This window comes from Acinetobacter sp. YH12128 (genome assembly GCF_013418655.1).
Lineage (GTDB): Bacteria > Pseudomonadota > Gammaproteobacteria > Pseudomonadales > Moraxellaceae > Acinetobacter > Acinetobacter amyesii.
Window position 1 is genome coordinate 118,318 of record NZ_VPBO01000006.1, and the last position, 17,298, is coordinate 135,615.

Genomic DNA, 17,298 nt, shown 5'->3' on the forward strand with positions numbered 1-17,298 from the left:
TCAATGCGACAAACGTGTTCCGAGCTAGCATGAATAGAGCAAAAAACATTGGCTTTAAAACAGTCTTTGATTGTTGAAATTGCAAATTTAATACAACTATCAATCAATAGTGTGATTTAAATCACTTAAAATACGCCGAAAATTTAAACATAAATTTTTAGCCAGCAGCCCATAACGCATAAGAAGCTGAGCTGTATTGAACTTGCAAACATTCTAACCTTAGACCGATTGGCTTTGAATGAAAGGTTTATCGCCATCTTTAGAGATGATTTTTTTTAGCGTATGAAAAAATTAATACTGCTATGGCTTGCCATATGTGCGGTTTCATTGGTGTCGATAGGCTATACCTATGAATTATTCATTAGCCCTGTTTGGGTGGTAAATGCATTTGCTGCCTATGGCATGATTTTAATGCGGAAGCATTTAAGCCACGATTTACTGATCGTGCTCTATGCTTTTAGTGCGATCTTTGTGGCTTCGTTGATGGTCGATCCTGCCAAAATCTTAGAAGATAAATTTCTCCTGTGTGCGATTTCGGCATTTCAGATTTGGGTATTTATTAAAGCCTATTTAGCGCTGAGCCATTTAAAAAAACACCGCTTTAAGCGAACCCTAATGTTAGCTGTTCCGAGTATCGTGAGTGCTTTTGCAGGCAGTCTCTTGTTTGTGGCGTGCTTTCAGATGGACAACCAATACTTTGCCTTTGTTGATTATTTTCTAGAGCAATTTGCAACAAGTTTGGCTGTGGTGTGTTTACTGTTTGGTGTTCAGCGCTGGATGAATGTGCCGTGGGTGGATTATGGCTATCTGATCGTGGCACTGGCCGTCCAATATGTGATCTCAAATGATCAGATCTTCTATGCTTGCATGGTCTTGCCTTTATTGATGTGTTACTACGCGATCAAATATGACTTCAAAACCTTTTGCTGGCTGATTGGCTTAATGACGCTGATCTGTGGCTGGTATGGTGCCATGCCATTGGCTGGGGAATATTGGTCGGATGCACAGGTACATATGCTCTCGCGGATCAGTTCTTATCGTATGGCATTGGGTATTTATTTGATCATTTTTCTGTTTATTTGTGAGCTGTATGCACGAAATAAACGTCTATATTTGGCTTTGCAACGTGTAAGTTTTTGCGATGAGTTGACGGGACTGAAAAATCGCCATGCCTTTAAAGAACAAATATTTATAGAGGGTGCGGTTGATAAAGGCTGTGTCATTTTGCTCGATGTCGATAATTTTAAAAAAATTAATGACCAATATGGACACCAAATGGGGGACAGTGTTTTGGTGCATTTGGCAAAAATCTTAAAAAATTGTAGTCCTCGCGCGAGTTTTATCAGTCGCTGGGGCGGTGAAGAATTTTTAATTTTGCTCGAAGGTGCCGATTTGGAGCAGGGTAAAATGTTGTGTGAAACAATTTTGGAACGCTGCGAACATGTACCGTTTCGAAAAGATCAATTAAGGCTAGATGTCAGCTTTAGTATGGGCTTGGCCGAGTTTCAACAGTTGAGTTTGTCTAATTACTCCACGACTCTACAGCATGTCGATGCCTGCCTATATCAGGCGAAATCACAGGGGAAAAATCAGTTTGTTTATCAAAAGATTATTCCGTTGGCAGAAAGCAGTATTGCAGTCTAAATGGGCAAAAAAAAGATGCCGTGAAGGCATCTTTTTTTGCATTTAATCAACGATTAAGCTGCTTTTTTGAACCAAGAAAAGAAACCTTTTTTCTCAGCTTTAGCTGCTTCAGCTTTTTTCTCTGCACATTTTTTAGCGCAGTCTTTTTTCGCTTCAGCTTTTACTTCTTCAGTTTTAGTTTCAACAGCTTCTTTTGCATCAGTTGCTTTTTCTACAGCTGCATCTTTTGCTTCAACAGTTTTTGCAACGACAGCATCTTTAGTTGCTACAGTTTTTGCTACAGTCGCGTCTTTTGCTGCAACAGTGTTTGCAACAACAGCGTCTTTAGCCGCTACAGTTTTTTCTACAGTTGCATCTTTTGCTGCAACTGCAGTTTCTTTAGTTGCTGCTGCTTTTTCTACAACTGCTTTTTTCATGTCAGCAGTTTTTGCTTTAGTGGTTTCTTTCACTGTTAAAGTTTTAGTTTGAGTCGCTTTTTCTCCAACAGCCACTTGAGTTTTAGCAGCATCTTTAGTTGCTTGAGCAGCAGCTACAGTTGCAGTTTTCGCTTGTGCAGCTTGAGCTTTTACAACTTCAACAGCAGTCGCAGGTTTTTGTTCTACAGCAGTAGTTGCCATAGCAGAAGTTGTAGCAGCAACTAAAGCAACAGCTAAAGTAGTTTTGATCGCGTTCATAGTCATCACTCTATAAAACTTAGTTAAAATAAGGCATTGTAAATTTTATGCCTTATCAACAGCGCTTAGGTTACACGGCACAGAGTGAGGGATTTGATTGTGTGAATATTCCACCAATGTTACAAACGGATAACATGGAGTTACGCAGAAAAACAAACAAGAACAGTGAGTATTGCACAGCATTCGAAATTTTCAATTCAAAGCTGATTTAAAATCACTATTAAAGCCGTTATGGTGAATATATATTTCTGCCATTGGTATGGCATAAAAATAATGTCGCATGAGGGATAACGTCAGATGCAGCAGCTTATTTGTTATAAACAGCTCCCTGTGTGGACGCAGCAGTCGATTCCACAAGGTTTTAAACAACAGCACAATACCAAAGCAGGCACTTGGGCAAAACTCACCGTACTGCAAGGTGAAGTGAACTTTGCCATGTTAGATGCGTCTGGAAATATCCTTTCCACGCATGTATTTAGCCCAGATCAGCCACCGCCGTTTATCGAACCGCAGGCGTGGCACAAGATTGTGTCTGCGAGTGACGATGTGCAATGTCAGTTGAGTTTTTATTGCTTAGCACAGGACTATTTTTATAAGAAGTATCAACTCAGCCCAACACATTCAGAAATTTTGGCAGCAACACCATATTTGCAAGGTGGTCGTGCTTTGGATGTCGGCTGTGGGCAGGGGCGTAATTCGCTGTACTTAAGTCAGCTGTCTGAGCAGCGCTTTGAGGTGGATGCATGGGATGTCAATCCACACAGTTTGCACAAGCTGCAAGAGGTGATCGCTGCGGAAGGTATTGAAAATATTCATGTACAGCAGCGTGATCTAAACGCTGACCCAAGCATTACAGGTACATATGATTTTATTTGCTGTACCGTGGTGATGATGTTTTTAGAAGCCAAGACAGTGAAGCCTCTGATTCAACATATGCAGCAAGCCACCAATATCAATGGTTATAACCTGATTGTCTGTGCGATGGATACGCCTGATATTCCTGCGCAGTCTGACTTTCCATTCAGCTTTAAAGCAGGAGAGTTAAGTGCGTTGTATGAAGGCTGGAATATTGTGAAATACAATGAAAATGTCGGTGAGCTGCATCGGGTGGATGCTGAAGGGCAGCGGATTCAACAGCATTTTGCGACTTTGTTGGCGCAGAAAATTTAAGCCAAGAATTGTAGGATGTTGAGTTGAAGGATTGGTGATCAACTCAACACTTACTTTACTTAAATTGGAAAAAGGGAACCATTTTTGAGCTAGTCAGGGTGTATGTGTACTTAGAAAATTCAACCAATTGAATATGATCATACTCTGATTTAAGGCTGATAAATAAAGCCTAAAGCTTTTAAAGGCAATTGAATGATGTCGATTGTGAGTGTTAAAGGCAATAGTGGTAATTCTGCCAATTTTTCCTGCCCTGACTTTTTAACATAGCCACTTTGGTCTTCGTAATGCTGGATACGGATCTTATAGGGATGGCTTAAGGGCTTTAAATCTGCGGCATTCGCAACTTTTGGGTAAACCGTACCTGCAATTTCTAAATTAAAGAGATGATCTTGCTGTTCTGCCTTTGAACAATCACATGGTGCTACGCCATATTGGTTGAATAATGCCCTTTCCGTAGGACTTAGTGTTCCATTGGGAGGCGCATAATAAAATTTAAAGCTTCCGCTAAATTTAGTGCTGTTCGGGCTCGGAGAATTAAAGTCAAGTTCTCGATGGAGACGAATATATTGTGGATTGAGTTGGCTTGTCAGTTGAATAAAATCAGCACCGCCTTTATTGATCAAATAGCTGTATTTATTGCCTGCGACTACGATGCTATCGATTGGTTCATTGGGTATTGCTTTAGCAGGTTTGCCAAATGCGATCACATCATCTTCAAGGATTGTTCTCCATGCATATTTTGTTTCGTATTTTTGAAACAGATCACGGGAGAGTTCACCGATTTGATTATTTGTAACGCAAGCTGTAAGAAAAATAAAAGTGCTTAGGCAGCTCATCTTTATGAGGTAGTGAAGTCGTTTATTTATCATTGTTATGCATATTTAAGTTTTGGTTCAGGCCTTACCATAATTCAAAAATCGCTGAAAATCGAGAATTAACGTTTTAAATTTTAAATATGCTAAGACGTTTTTTAAGGGTTGTTTAGCACGGTTTATTGCTGAAGATTTTTGAACAAAATTTACTTCACAATGGACATTCCCTCTCCTTTTAAGGAGACTTGCGCAGAATACCGCTCAGGGAGAGGATTTATATGAAAAATTTTCCTCATCCTCTTGTGGCGCATGCTGCTCATCCCAGAGGGAGAAGGGGCTTCCAGTATGTATTCATGAGAGTTTAGTTAACAAATAAAAAACCCCGCAATAAGCGGGGTTTCTTTTATCTCAGTATTTAATTAAAAATTAAACACGTTCGATAATGGTCGCGATACCTTGACCAAGACCGATACACATAGTCGCAAGACCGATTTGTGTATCTTGCTGTTCCATAACGTTCAGCAAAGTCGTTGTGATACGCGCACCAGAACAACCCAATGGGTGACCCAATGCAATCGCACCACCGTTCAAGTTCACACGGTCTTGTTGGTCATAAATGCCTAAGCCTTTAAGAACAGACAAACCTTGTGCTGCGAACGCTTCGTTCAATTCAAAAGTTTGAATATCAGCAATCGATAAGCCAGCACGTTTTAATGCTTTTTGAGTTGCTGGTACAGGACCATAACCCATGATCGCAGCATCACAGCCTGCAACCGCCATAGAACGAATCACAGCACGTGGCTTAAGACCTAAAGCTTGAGCACGTTCAGCAGACATCAGCAACATTGCAGAAGCACCGTCAGACAAAGCTGAAGATGTTGCAGCAGTTACCGTACCGCCTTTCGGGTCGAATACTGGACGTAACGATTGGAACGCTTCAAGGTTTGCATCAGGACGAATCACTTCATCGATATCGCACAGGATTTTGAAACCATTTGCATCGTGACCTTCAACGCCCACGATTTCATTTTTGAAACGGCCTTCTTGTGTTGCAGCCCAAGCACGGCGGTGTGATTCAACACCAAACGCATCTTGTTCTTCACGCGAAATACCGTTCATACGACCTAACATTTCAGCCGTTAAGCCCATCATGTTAGACGCTTTTGCATAGTGCTTAGACGCTTCAGGGTTGATGTCGATGCCGTGCATCATGCCAACGTGACCCATGTGTTCTACACCACCAATGATGAAGATATCACCTTGGTTGGTTGCAATTTGCGCAGCCGCTGTGTGGATTGCTTGCATAGAAGAACCACAAAGACGGTTCACTGTTTGACCTGCAACAGTCTTTGGAAGATCAGCCAATAACGCAATGTTACGACCAATGTTCATACCTTGCTCTAGGGTTTGGTTTACACAACCCCAGATTACGTCTTCAACTTCATTGGTATCAAACTGGTTACGAGCAACAAGCGCACGTACTAATTCAGCAGATAAGCTGTCAGCACGTACGTTACGGAACATACCATTTTTGGTTTTACCCATTGCTGAACGTACGCCATCAACGATGACAACGTCACGTGGATTTAAAGTAGCCATTCACGTTGCTCCTTAACCGTAGAATTTTTTGTTGTTTGCAGCCATGTCACGCAACATTTGTGGCGCTTCATAAGCCTTACCTAAATACGCATATTTGTCGCAAAGCGCTACGTATTCAGCGACACCTGTTTGGTCGATGTAACGGCATGGACCACCACGGAATGGAGGGAAACCTACACCCATGATCATCGCCATATCTGCTTCAGCAGCCGTTGCAACGATGTTGTCTTCTAGGCAACGAACAGTTTCGTTACAGAACGTCAGCATCATACGGTCAATGATTTCTTGAGCATCAAATTCACGTTTTTCCGCAGTTGCAACAGAAGCCACAAGTTCGTAAGCCACTGGATCAACCACTTTGGCTTTCTTACCTTTACGGTCAAGTTCGTATTTGTAGAAACCAACGTCATTCTTTTGACCCAAACGTTTTGCTTCGTACATTGTTTGAATTGAACCTTTGAAGTCAGGCTTCATGCGGTCAGGGAAACCTTCTGCCATTACTTCTGCACCGTGTACGCCTGTGTCGATACCCACAACGTCGATGAGGTAAGCAGGACCCATTGGCCAGCCGAATTTTTCCATGACTTTGTCGACTTGTTGGAAGTCAGCACCGTCTTTCAATAGAAGGTCAAATGCACCAAAGTAAGGGAACAATACGCGGTTTACAAGGAAGCCCGGGCAGTCATTGACAACGATTGGTGTTTTACCCATTTTCTGAGCAAGAACCACAGTCGTTGCGATTGCCTCAGCAGATGTTTTCTCACCACGGATCACTTCAACCAATGGCATCATGTGAACTGGGTTAAAGAAGTGCATACCTACGAAGTTTTCAGGACGCTCTAGGTTTTCAGCCAAACGTGTGATTGAAATGGTTGATGTGTTAGACGCAATAATCGTGTTTTCACGAACATTCTTCTCAGTTTCAGCAAGTACGATACCCTTAACTTTAGGGTTCTCTGTAACTGCTTCAATCACGATGTCCACTTCTTTAAACTCGTCATAGCTTAAAGTCGGACGGATGCGCGCAAGAGTTTCACCCATTTTCGCCGCAGTCATTTTTTTGCGATCAACTTGTTTAGTCAACAATTTGTTCGCTTCAGACATACCTAACGCCAATTGTGGGTTACCAATGTCTTTCATGATGATTGGTGTGCCTTTGCTTGCTGCTTGGTAAGCAATACCACCACCCATGATACCCGCGCCTAATACAGCTGCTTGGTTGACAGGGTGAGCACCTTTTTCATATTTCTTCGAAGTTTTCTTCACAATTTGGTCGTTAAGGAATAAACCAATTAACGCACCTGCTTGTGGAGTCACAGCCGCTTTAGCAAAACCTTGCGCTTCGATTTTCAATGCTTCATCACGTGGAAGGCTTGCACCTGCTTGTAATGAGTCTAGAAGAAGTTTTGGCGCTGGGTATTGAGCAGGATTTGCTTTTGCAAGAACTGCACCTTTCGCTGTATTGAATGCCATCATTTGTTCAAGCATGTTCAATTTAACAGGATCTAATTTTTCTTGACGTTTTGCTTTCCAGTCTACACGGCCAGCAATTGCTTGTTTCACAAGGTCAATTGCAGCGTCTTGTAGTTTGTCTGCAGCAACAACTGCATCAACAGCACCGTCTTTGAGCGCAGCAGCTGGCTTTTTCGGTGCAGCCATTGCCATCCATTCAACCGCATTGTCGATACCAATCACGCGGCTTAAACGAACCGTACCACCAAAACCAGGGTAGATACCCAGTTTGATTTCTGGAAGGCCAACTTGTGCAGCTTCTGACATCACACGATAGTCACACACTAAGCACATTTCAAAACCGCCGCCCAATGCCATACCATTGATTGCAGCAACTTTAGGAACGTTTAGATCTTCAAACGCATTGAAGATGTCGTGAACAGGCAATGCCCAATCCACAATCGCTTGTTCGCCTTGAGCGAAGTTGTCACCGAATTCAGTGATATCTGCACCCACGATAAATGTAGATTTACCTGAAGTAACGATTAAACCTTTGATGTCACCGTTTGCTTTAACAGCGTCAATTGCAGCTTTAAAATCTTCAATTGTTGCGCGGTTAAATTTGTTGACCGACTCACCTTGTAAGTCAAAGCGGAATTCTGCAATTCCGTCCGAAAGCATTTGGACGGTAATGGCATTGCCAGCGTGGATCATGCCTGATCTCCTTTATTTTGGAGGACTTCTAAGTTGATGTTGTGAAGCGAGTACGCGGTTCCTGCGTACACTTTATGCCTCGCTAATCTTACGATAACTATATCTAAAAAGAACATAACAAGTTGTATCAAGCCGTGACGCTAGGGTCATCAAAATTTCTTTTGGAAATAGCCTTCGGATCTGCCTTTAAACGCTATCGCTCTAATTAAATATGTTGAAGCTTATGTTTCAGTTCACATTTTTTTATAAATGTAAGCTATAGATTGAGATGCGAAAGAAAAATTCAAGAAAAAAGCAAGTGTATTTTTCGGCAGAATGGTCAATTCACTTTTAACATTGTCATCCATCTTTGCTGAGACACAGTGTTCTATGCTGCTTATTTAGGCATCACTGAGCACTATGCTATACTCGCCGCGTTCTCAAAAAAGTTAATTTTTCATTAAGCACAATGCTTATTAGCACGAGGTCCTCATATGATTAAGTGGATTATCCTGGCGGTCTTTGTCATTTCTGCGTTTTATATCCAGCAACGCGGTAAAGTCCGTCATTCATTTTATCGTCAGTTTTTTGATCATTCGACATTGCTCGCACCGATCAATTTTCTCATGTACATGTTTTCAAAAGTGCCGAGCCAACCCTATATCGACACGCAGCATTTTAAAGATTTAAAAGTCTTAGATGAAAACTGGGAAATGATTCGTGATGAAGCCAAGGCCTTATATGAAAAAGGTGGCATCAAAGCATCGAGTACTTATGATGACCTTGGATTTAACTCGTTCTTTAAAACAGGTTGGAAACGCTTTTATTTAAAATGGTATGACTCAGCCCATCCTTCGGCTGCTGAACTTTGCCCAAAAACTACGGCCTTGTTAAAAAATCTACCCACGATTAAAGCCGCGATGTTTACTGAGTTGGCGCCTGACAGTCGTTTAGTCCGACATCGTGATCCCTATGCCGGTTCATTGCGTTATCACTTGGGCTTACTGACGCCGAATGATGACCGTTGTTTTATTGATGTCGATGGTCAGCGGTACTCATGGCGTGACGGGGAGAGTGTGGTGTTTGATGAAACTTATATTCACTATGCTGAAAATAAAACGGATCAGAACCGGATTATTTTCTTTGCAGACGTTGAACGGCCATTAAAGTCAAAGTGGATGGAAGCTTTTAACCATTGGTTTGGTAAAAATGTCATGACTGCTGCGAGTTCACCGAATGAAAGCGGTGATAAAACGGGTGGTTTAAATAAAGTATTTGGCTATGTCTATCAAATTCGTATAAAAGCCAAAGCCTTGAAAAAAACCAATCGCTCACTGTATTACTTTTTAAAGTGGTTCCTAATGTTGGGGCTGTTCTTCCTGATTTTTGTACGCCCATATTTATTTTAAAAGTAGAATAAATATTGAAAAAATGCGCCCTTAGGGGCGTTTTTTTATGCTGACAGTCAGCAAAATATCAGTTATCGTGCAAGCAGAATAAAAATAATTATGCAGAGCAAATCAGCCAAAAGCAGAAATAGTGTTAGCCAGAATAAGCTAGAACCAGAATAAGCCAGAAAAAGTGAGCCAATAGACGAGGAATATGATGTTGACGTCCGAACTTAAGCCCATGCAAAACCGTTGAGCTGAAAGAAAAGCGTCATCATCAATGATAGCCAAAACCCAAAGGTGAAAACGGTGGAAACATTGCAGACCTACTGCATAGAAACCCTGTGTAAACGCCTGAAGGGAAGGATTTGGCGGGAAGGGGATCCGATTCATGAAAGCAACCAACCAAACATTGATGCATCAAATGCATATTTCGATGCAAGATATAGAACGACGTAAACAGTTGCTTGGCTTGACTGATTTAGAGCTGGCGGAATTGGCTTCGATTGGTGGGATTGTGGCGCCGATACTCGACAGTATGGTTGATGAATTTTATGAAAATCAGACCTCAATTCCAGAAATTGCCACTTTGATTGGTGATCTTGATACCTTGAAGCGTTTGCAACGCGCGCAGCATCAATATTTATTGGATTTATTTTCCGGGCGCTATGACAGCGCGTATGTGAATAACCGTTTACGGATTGGTTTGGTTCATAAGCGCATTGGTGTAGAGCCGAAGTTGTATCTCTCTGCGGTACATACCCTAAAGACCATGTTGTTTCGCTTAATTCAGCGTACCTTTAATGATACGGAACAATATCAGCGGATTATTAACACCTTGGAAAAGCTCTTTATGTTCGATACTACATTGGTGGTGGAAACCTATGTATGGAGTTTGATTAATGAGGTGAAGATCTCCCGTGAAAAAATGGAACAGTATGCGCATGCGCTAGAGTTTCGTGCACAAGAAATGGAGGAGCTTTCTCAACGTGATCCGTTGACAGGATTACTGAATGTTCGACATCTATCTTCCATGCTCACCAGTATTTTATATACCGCACAGCGAAATCTAGATCCAGTTACTGTAGTGTTTATTGACATCAATGATTTTAAGAAAATTAATGATGAGCAAGGGCACCCTAAAGGCGATCAAGTTTTACAAACGGTCGCTGAGGCGATTAAGTCAGTCGCGCGGTTAGATGATCATTGTTTTCGCTATGGTGGGGACGAATTTTGTTTGGTGTTACCGGGGTGTACTGAACTGCATGTGCAAAGTAGTTTTATTCCGCGATTACTTGAAACCGTGGAAGAAATGGAAAGTGGCTTGAGTTTGAGTATTGGGCTGTGCCAAACAGACCATCAGCAAGGCTATGTAGATGCCATGAGCTTGGTACAACAAGCCGATGCTAAAATGTATCAAGAGAAAAAGAATTATAAACGTTTGCAGGAACAACCTATGTCGAAAGAAGCGTGATTCGAGCGTAAAGAACGCCAAAAATGACAATTGATGAATAGCGGTACTTGAGCGAAATGGTTCTCCATATTCTTGAAAATAATGTGATAAATACGCTTATTTCCTGCAAAAATAAAAGCTGAAATAGCAGATGCATCCTGCAAAATCTTGTATAGAATAAAAGCAGTTGATGGGGGATAAGATGCAAGTTTTTCGTTCAAAAAAAGATTGGTGGGTGGTGGCGTTTATTGTTTGTATGAGCGGTTTACTCATTCAATTATTACTCACCATGCAAGCCAAAGGCACGATGCAGCAATATCCTCTTCATACCGCGGTGTATATTTTAACGGTATTACTGCTGTGGTGGCCAATATTCAATACACGTTATCAAATTTCCGCTACAGAATTAAACATCCGTAGCATGTTTCTACGTTGGCAGATTCCTTTGCAGGATATCCAACGCATCAGTGCAAGTCAGGATTTGTCTGCGGCACCTGCGCTTTCCATTAAACGTTTAAAAATTGAATATATACAGAATGGACAACGCAAATTCGTCATGGTTTCACCGAAAGATCCGCAAGCTTTTGCTAAAGCGATTGGTGTTCCAATCCAATAAATATAAGAATGCTGAATAAAGGTATGTGAGCATGCCTTTTAAAGACCAGTGAATTATTTAATAATAACCAATTTTCCAAGTTGTGCATCTAGGTGTATTTTAGTTTGTTCGGGATGATTCAAAAAATACACCGCCAAAATAGGTTCAAGTTCAACCCGTATTTTTCGTGCTAAATGTCGTGCGCCATAACGAATATCATGGTTCTTATAAAAATGTGCTTTGGCTGCATCTGTGAGTTTGATACTGCGTTTTTGATGTTGTAGGCGTTGATTAAGTTTTTCCAGTTCAATCTCCACCAAACGAGGTAAAGCATCATCTTGAACGGGTTGATATTGCAGTACACGGTCAATACGGTTAATAAATTCAGGGTCGAATTTACGTTGCATGACTTTTTCAATAATGCTGCTGACCGGCACGCGTTTGAGACAAACCTTCTGTATTTTTTCGGGTAAAAAATTTAACTTATCTAGATATTGCTGTGCCGCTTGTGCACCGACATTGCTGGTCATAAAGATCATACAATTACGAAAGTCGATGGTTTTTGTACCTGAGGTTAGGGTTAATTTTCCGCTATCCAGCACATTCATTAAGCCGCGAAGCACTTCGGTTGACGCTTTTTCCAGTTCATCAAAAAGCACGATGCCCGGTCGGGTATGACTACCTGCAATGGCAACTTCATCAAATAAACTATGGCCTTCTTTCGAGCCGACATAGCCCGGAGGCGCACCAGTAATGGCAGCCGCATAATGTTCCTGTGCGAGCGTGTTCATATCAATACGGCAAAAGGCATCAGGTCGGCCATAAATCACTTCACTGATTAAACGCACAGTTTCGGTTTTACCAACACCTGTCGGTCCAAGCATTAAGGTTACACAGAGCGGTCGTTCTGGACTGGAAAAATCAGCCTTGACCACATGCAGCATTTTTTCAATTTCGTCTAATGCTGCTTCTTGTCCAATGATCCGTTGCTTTAAGCGTTGCATAACGTCATGCGGTTCAAAATGAAAACGCGGCTTACCCATCAAACGGTTTTTTTCAGCAGTGCTCTGCGTCGAAGTTGTCGGGTGTACGCCATGGATGGCGGGATTGGCGTTCGTCATGCATCATGTTCCTAAAGCGTGATGTTTTGAGCATAGCAAATTTAGAATTTTGCATTAATAGCTTTTAGCAATCAGATCATTGCTATGAGCAACAATAAATTTGTGGGATTGCTTGAAAATGTAGGTAAAAGCATCACATCATGTCAAAGAGCAATATCGAAGACGGAACAAGGCAAAAGTGAACGAAAACGCACGCGAACATATTGAAAAAATTCTTGCCAATATGACGACTCTACCCGGTGTTTACCGCATGCTGGGTAAAGACGGTGAGTTGCTGTATGTGGGTAAAGCAAAGAATTTAAAAAATCGTGTGTCGAGTTATTTTGTCAAAACTATTGAGCATCCCAAGACGCAAGCCTTGGTCGCCCGTATTTATGATATTGAAACCTTGGTGGTGCGTTCTGAAACGGAAGCCCTATTGCTCGAACAAAACCTGATTAAGCTCCATCGTCCGCCGTATAACATCATGCTGCGAGACGACAAATCTTATGTCTATATTTTTATTTCAGCCGATAAACCCTATCCACGAATTGCCGCAGGACGTGGGAAAGGTAAGCATCAAGCTGGTAAGTTTTTTGGGCCTTATCCGAGTGCTTATAACGCGCGTGACACTTTGGTGGTGCTGCAAAAACTGTTTAATGTGCGTCAGTGTGAAAATAGCTATTTTTCGCAGCGCAAACGACCATGCTTGCAATACCAAATTAAACGCTGTTCTGCGCCTTGTGTGGGGTTGATCTCACCCGAAGACTATAAAGAAGATGTCAATAACTCGATTCGGTTCTTACAAGGCGACACCAAAGAGCTCAATCAAGAGCTGATTGGGAAAATGGAAGCTGCTGCCGAAGCTTTGGAGTTTGAAAAGGCGGTATTTTATCGTGATCGTATGGCACTGCTGCGTGATGTACAAACTCAGCAAGCGATTTATAAAGTCAAAGGTGAGGCCGATATCATTGCCATTGCTTATCAAGCTGGTGTGACCTGTGTGCAGATTATGCATGTGCGGAATGGCAAAATGCTCGGCGGAAAGAGTTATTTCCCTGATATGTTGGGCGATGATTTGGGGCAAATGCTCTCAGATTTTATTGCCAATTTTTACTTTCAGGTGGCAGACGAAATCCCTGCGGAACTCATCATTAATGTCGATATTCCTGATCGTAAAGACATGGAAGATGCGTTGTACCAACACTTTGAAAAGCGGATTCAAATCAAACATAAAGTGCGTGAAACCCGTGCAGAGTGGCAAGAATTGGCACAGATGAATGTACAACATGCGATTAAAGGTAAATTGGCTGACCATTTTGAATTGAATGAGCGCTTTCATCAGTTAGAGCAAGTCGTTGGGCGGCCGATTGACAGTATTGAGTGTTTTGATATTTCTCACACTATGGGCGAGGCAACCATCGCGTCTTGTGTGGTCTTTGATGCGGGCGGTGCAAGAAAGCGCGACTATCGCCAATTTTCCATCAATGACATTACCGAAGGCGATGATTATGCTGCCATGCGTCAAGCGCTGACCCGCCGCTATAAAAAGCATATGCTGCCCGATTTGTTGTTAATCGATGGAGGTAAAGGTCAATTACACATGGCGATGGAAGTCATGCAGGAACTCGAGCTTGATGCCTTTATGGTCGGGGTGTCCAAAGGTGAGGGGCGTAAACCAGGTCTGGAAACATTGCACTTTACCGATGGTGAAAAAATCCAATTGCCCGAAGACCATAAAGCCCTGCATTTGATTCAACAGGTTCGTGATGAAGCCCACCGATTTGCCATTACCAAACACCGAGTGAAACGAGATAAAAAGCGCGGCTCATCGGTACTTGAGGTGATTCCGGGCTTAGGGCCAAAACGTCGTCGGGATCTGTTGACCCATTTTGGTGGCATTCAGGGGGTACTCAAAGCTTCTGAAAATGATTTAAAACTAGTGCCGGGCTTAGGCGATGTGATGGCACGTACCATTTATAAAATTCTGCATGAATAGAGTGAACTAGCCCCAATCGATGACGCATCAAGTCTGAATTTGCCAAAATGCTCATTGACGCATGAGTCACTGATCATTCACATCATTTGATTTTTATACAATGATATAAAAATCAAAAATATGATCAGGGATGATGATGTCACTCGCACAGTTGTATCAACATATTGAACACAATGAATGGGTTGAGATTCCAGAAGGATGGTTGCAAGGACGTACGATCTATGGCGGCTTAGTGGCTGGCATGATGATGCACAAAGCCGTTGCCACCATTGCCGATCCGCAGCGACGTTTACTCAGCTGTAGTGTGACATTTGTAGGCCCAGTACAATTGGCGCCCGTGCGTTTAAGTGCTGAAATTTTAAGACAGGGCAAATCCGTCACCACCATCGAAGTTCGACTTTGGCAAGATGATGCCGTACAAAGCATTTTATTGGCGAGCTTTGGTGTTCCACGTGAATCAAGCATTGCCGTCAATCAGGAGCGTCAAGCACCCGATTTTCCTGAAGTGAGCAGCTTAAAGATTGCCGAACATCATCCACTTGCACCCCAGTGCTTTCAGCAAATGGATTTGGCCTGGGTAGATGGGCAGTATCCGTGTACTGCAAGCAAAAAACCTGACTTTAGTGGTTGGATGCGTTTTAACCCAGAACGTCATGATAACCGTAAGATGACTGTTGCTGACCTAATGGTCTCGATGGATATGTGGCCGCCCGGCGTACTGCCTATGTACAAAACTATGGCGCCTGCGAGTTCTTTAACATGGACATTGACCTATGTACATCTCTTGCAATCAAACTTACATAATTGGTTTAAATATAAAGTATTTACCGACTATGCCGCGGATGGCTACGCTACAGAATATGCTCATTTATGGGATGAAAATAACCAGTTGATAGCGATTGCGCGACAGACTGTTACGGTGTTTGCCTAGTGACACTGAGGGGCATTTCGTATAAAGTGAGTGCAACTAACGATGGATAAATCCTCAAATTATTTTGCATTTTCATCGTGCATGAGGGGAAAACTGGGGTGTCTATGACAACAGGTCGAATCCTGAATATTCCTAATATTTTAACATTGGCACGAATTGCTTTAATTCCTGTGTTTTTGTTGGTGGCGTACTGGCCACCTGCAATGGGCGTGGGTGAACATGCTGCCAGCATGTCACGTCATATATTGCTGACCGCTATTTTTGTGATCGCAGCTGTCACTGACTGGTTTGATGGCTACCTTGCAAGAAGTTTAAATCAGACTTCAGCATTTGGACGTTTTCTCGATCCTGTTGCAGATAAACTGATGGTCGCAACTGCGTTGATCGTCTTGGTGCAATGGCAACCGACCATTTCGATGGCCTTTGCAGCGATTGTAATTATTTCACGTGAAATCACGGTGTCTGCGCTTCGTGAATGGATGGCTGAATTAGGCGCGCGTACAAGTGTTGCAGTTTCAACTGTTGGTAAATATAAAACTGCATTCCAGATGATTGCGATTTCAGTATTTTTGTTGAATTGGCCACCCCTAGAAATGTTGGCGTATGGATTGCTCTATACAGCCGTAGTTTTAACGTTATGGTCGATGTTTATTTATTTAAAAGCCGCATGGCCGTATTTAAAGCAACCTTGATTTAAAGGTAGTTATTAAAAGCTCCGTGATCGGGGCTTTTTTATTGCCGAGTTTTTAGAAAAAATTGAGGGGGTTGACTAGTTTGAATAGCGCTTCATTTGATTAGAGCTTGAAGTTAAATGTGAGATGTTAGCGCAAATTTTGGATAAAAAAATTCCCAGATTTTGGGGGAAATCTGGGAAGGAAAATCGGGGTTACTTATCGCTATTATGGAAGATGTTTCCATCTTCTTGATTGCTATTATAGGAAAGCAGATTTAGAAATACATGGAGTTTATTGTAGTGTAATGTTGTGTTTTATTGAGAAGTGTATCACAAATTTACATTAAGAATTTTTGATACAAATTGGCCGATAACTTTGGTAGGTTTTGTTTGGATTTAAACGATAAAAATCGATATATGTGATGATAAAAATACAATTAACATTATTTAAATAATAGATTCATCTATTTAAGTTTAAATAAAATTGATCAATGGATAAAAGATTTTTCAGCAATGATAAAGATCATTTCTCAATGAAAGCTTACACAGACGTCATCTTTGTCTTACGAAAAAAAGCAGTGCTCCTAAGCACAAAAAAAAGGAGCCTTTTTAGACTCCTTTTTGAGATTTGAAGCTACGCGCTTCGCTTGTCTTGCGTAATTTTTAGAGCAATAAAAAAGAATCCCCAAGATTGGAGATTCATTTCAATTAAAGCTTACGCACAGCATAGCTGCTTGTCTTGCGGCGTGGCGGAGCAGTGCTCCTGAGTACAAAAAAGGAGTCCCATTGGACTCCTTCATGACATTTGAAACTACGCGCTTCGCTTGTCTTGCGTAATTTTTAGAGCAATAAAAAAGAATCCCCAAGATTGGAGATTCTTTTCAATTAAAGCCTACGCACAGCATAGCTGCTTGTCTTGCGGCGTGGCGGAGCAGTGCTCCTGAGTACAAAAAAGGAGTCCCATTGGACTCCTTCATGACATTTGAAGCTACGCGCTTCGCTTGTCTTGCGTAATTTTTAGAGCAATAAAAAAGAATCCCCAAGATTGGAGATTCTTTTCAATTAAAGCCTACGCACAGCATAGCTGCTTGTCTTGCGGCGTGGCGGAGCAGTGC

The 17,298-nt window shown here is 41.9% G+C and carries 13 protein-coding genes; 8 read left to right on the forward strand and 5 right to left on the reverse strand.

The genetic code is table 11. The features are described 5' to 3' along the window. The first annotated feature begins 282 nt into the window (after positions 1-282). Positions 283-1,644: a GGDEF domain-containing protein gene (locus FTU64_RS05465; protein WP_180059360.1), complete on the forward strand. Its 1,362-nt coding sequence runs from the start codon at positions 283-285 to the stop codon at positions 1,642-1,644. A gap of 53 nt (positions 1,645-1,697) precedes the next feature. Here the strand turns inward: FTU64_RS05465 and FTU64_RS05470 are convergent, their stop codons facing one another. Next, positions 1,698-2,318 (reverse strand): hypothetical protein, encoded by a 621-nt coding sequence (locus tag FTU64_RS05470; protein ID WP_180059361.1) that lies wholly within the window; start codon positions 2,316-2,318, stop codon positions 1,698-1,700. Positions 2,319-2,615: 297 nt separating this feature from the next. Here FTU64_RS05470 and tehB point away from each other — a divergent pair, with 297 nt between their 5' ends. Then, entirely contained in the window at positions 2,616-3,488 is an 873-nt protein-coding gene (gene tehB / locus FTU64_RS05475) for an SAM-dependent methyltransferase TehB (RefSeq protein WP_180059362.1), read from the forward strand. Between the two features lie 149 nt (positions 3,489-3,637). Here the strand turns inward: tehB and FTU64_RS05480 are convergent, their stop codons facing one another. The 3 genes from FTU64_RS05480 to fadB form a co-directional block, all read right to left on the reverse strand. Further along, entirely contained in the window at positions 3,638-4,357 is a 720-nt protein-coding gene (locus FTU64_RS05480; protein ID WP_180059363.1) for a hypothetical protein, read from the reverse strand. Positions 4,358-4,726: 369 nt separating this feature from the next. Further along, the gene (gene fadA / locus FTU64_RS05485) at positions 4,727-5,899 is read right to left on the reverse strand and encodes an acetyl-CoA C-acyltransferase FadA (protein WP_180059364.1); all 1,173 of its coding nucleotides are present in this window, start codon (positions 5,897-5,899) and stop codon (positions 4,727-4,729) included. A 12-nt stretch (positions 5,900-5,911) separates the two neighbouring features. Beyond that, complete coding sequence (gene fadB, locus FTU64_RS05490; protein WP_180059365.1) at positions 5,912-8,065, reverse strand: fatty acid oxidation complex subunit alpha FadB; 2,154 nt, start codon at positions 8,063-8,065, stop codon at positions 5,912-5,914. Between the two features lie 473 nt (positions 8,066-8,538). Between fadB and lpxO the strand changes: the two genes are divergently transcribed. From lpxO to FTU64_RS05505, 3 genes are all read left to right on the forward strand, one after another. Then, positions 8,539-9,453 (forward strand): lipid A hydroxylase LpxO, encoded by a 915-nt coding sequence (gene lpxO, locus FTU64_RS05495; RefSeq protein ID WP_078190472.1) that lies wholly within the window; start codon positions 8,539-8,541, stop codon positions 9,451-9,453. A 370-nt stretch (positions 9,454-9,823) separates the two neighbouring features. After that, positions 9,824-10,906 (forward strand): diguanylate cyclase domain-containing protein, encoded by a 1,083-nt coding sequence (locus FTU64_RS05500; protein WP_180054231.1) that lies wholly within the window; start codon positions 9,824-9,826, stop codon positions 10,904-10,906. A gap of 181 nt (positions 10,907-11,087) precedes the next feature. Further along, positions 11,088-11,501 (forward strand): PH domain-containing protein, encoded by a 414-nt coding sequence (locus FTU64_RS05505; RefSeq protein WP_180054233.1) that lies wholly within the window; start codon positions 11,088-11,090, stop codon positions 11,499-11,501. A gap of 53 nt (positions 11,502-11,554) precedes the next feature. On the opposite strand, the gene FTU64_RS05510 is transcribed toward FTU64_RS05505, so the two are convergent. Then, entirely contained in the window at positions 11,555-12,601 is a 1,047-nt protein-coding gene (locus FTU64_RS05510; RefSeq protein ID WP_180054236.1) for an AAA family ATPase, read from the reverse strand. Between the two features lie 178 nt (positions 12,602-12,779). On the opposite strand from FTU64_RS05510, the gene uvrC reads away from it, so the two are divergent. From uvrC to pgsA, 3 genes are all read left to right on the forward strand, one after another. After that, a complete protein-coding gene (gene uvrC / locus FTU64_RS05515) occupies positions 12,780-14,579 on the forward strand; it encodes an excinuclease ABC subunit UvrC (protein ID WP_180054238.1) in 1,800 nt (599 codons plus the stop codon). Between the two features lie 136 nt (positions 14,580-14,715). Then, positions 14,716-15,510 (forward strand): thioesterase family protein, encoded by a 795-nt coding sequence (locus tag FTU64_RS05520; RefSeq protein WP_180054351.1) that lies wholly within the window; start codon positions 14,716-14,718, stop codon positions 15,508-15,510. 104 nt (positions 15,511-15,614) lie between these two features. After that, positions 15,615-16,202 carry a CDP-diacylglycerol--glycerol-3-phosphate 3-phosphatidyltransferase gene (pgsA, locus tag FTU64_RS05525; RefSeq protein ID WP_180054240.1) on the forward strand — a complete coding sequence of 196 codons (588 nt, stop codon included), beginning with the start codon at positions 15,615-15,617 and terminating at the stop codon, positions 16,200-16,202. Positions 16,203-17,298: the final 1,096 nt, after the last annotated feature.

What these genes read in the sequence shown, in the direction of transcription:
- FTU64_RS05465 (WP_180059360.1), top strand. Translation starts at nt 283, where the DNA reads ATGAAAAAATTAATACTGCTATGGCTTGCCATATGTGCGGTTTCATTG.
- FTU64_RS05470 (WP_180059361.1), bottom strand. Translation starts at nt 2,318, where the DNA reads ATGAACGCGATCAAAACTACTTTAGCTGTTGCTTTAGTTGCTGCTACA.
- tehB (WP_180059362.1), top strand. Translation starts at nt 2,616, where the DNA reads ATGCAGCAGCTTATTTGTTATAAACAGCTCCCTGTGTGGACGCAGCAG.
- FTU64_RS05480 (WP_180059363.1), bottom strand. Translation starts at nt 4,357, where the DNA reads ATGATAAATAAACGACTTCACTACCTCATAAAGATGAGCTGCCTAAGC.
- fadA (WP_180059364.1), bottom strand. Translation starts at nt 5,899, where the DNA reads ATGGCTACTTTAAATCCACGTGACGTTGTCATCGTTGATGGCGTACGT.
- fadB (WP_180059365.1), bottom strand. Translation starts at nt 8,065, where the DNA reads ATGATCCACGCTGGCAATGCCATTACCGTCCAAATGCTTTCGGACGGA.
- lpxO (WP_078190472.1), top strand. Translation starts at nt 8,539, where the DNA reads ATGATTAAGTGGATTATCCTGGCGGTCTTTGTCATTTCTGCGTTTTAT.
- FTU64_RS05500 (WP_180054231.1), top strand. Translation starts at nt 9,824, where the DNA reads ATGAAAGCAACCAACCAAACATTGATGCATCAAATGCATATTTCGATG.
- FTU64_RS05505 (WP_180054233.1), top strand. Translation starts at nt 11,088, where the DNA reads ATGCAAGTTTTTCGTTCAAAAAAAGATTGGTGGGTGGTGGCGTTTATT.
- FTU64_RS05510 (WP_180054236.1), bottom strand. Translation starts at nt 12,601, where the DNA reads ATGACGAACGCCAATCCCGCCATCCATGGCGTACACCCGACAACTTCG.
- FTU64_RS05520 (WP_180054351.1), top strand. Translation starts at nt 14,716, where the DNA reads ATGTCACTCGCACAGTTGTATCAACATATTGAACACAATGAATGGGTT.
- pgsA (WP_180054240.1), top strand. Translation starts at nt 15,615, where the DNA reads ATGACAACAGGTCGAATCCTGAATATTCCTAATATTTTAACATTGGCA.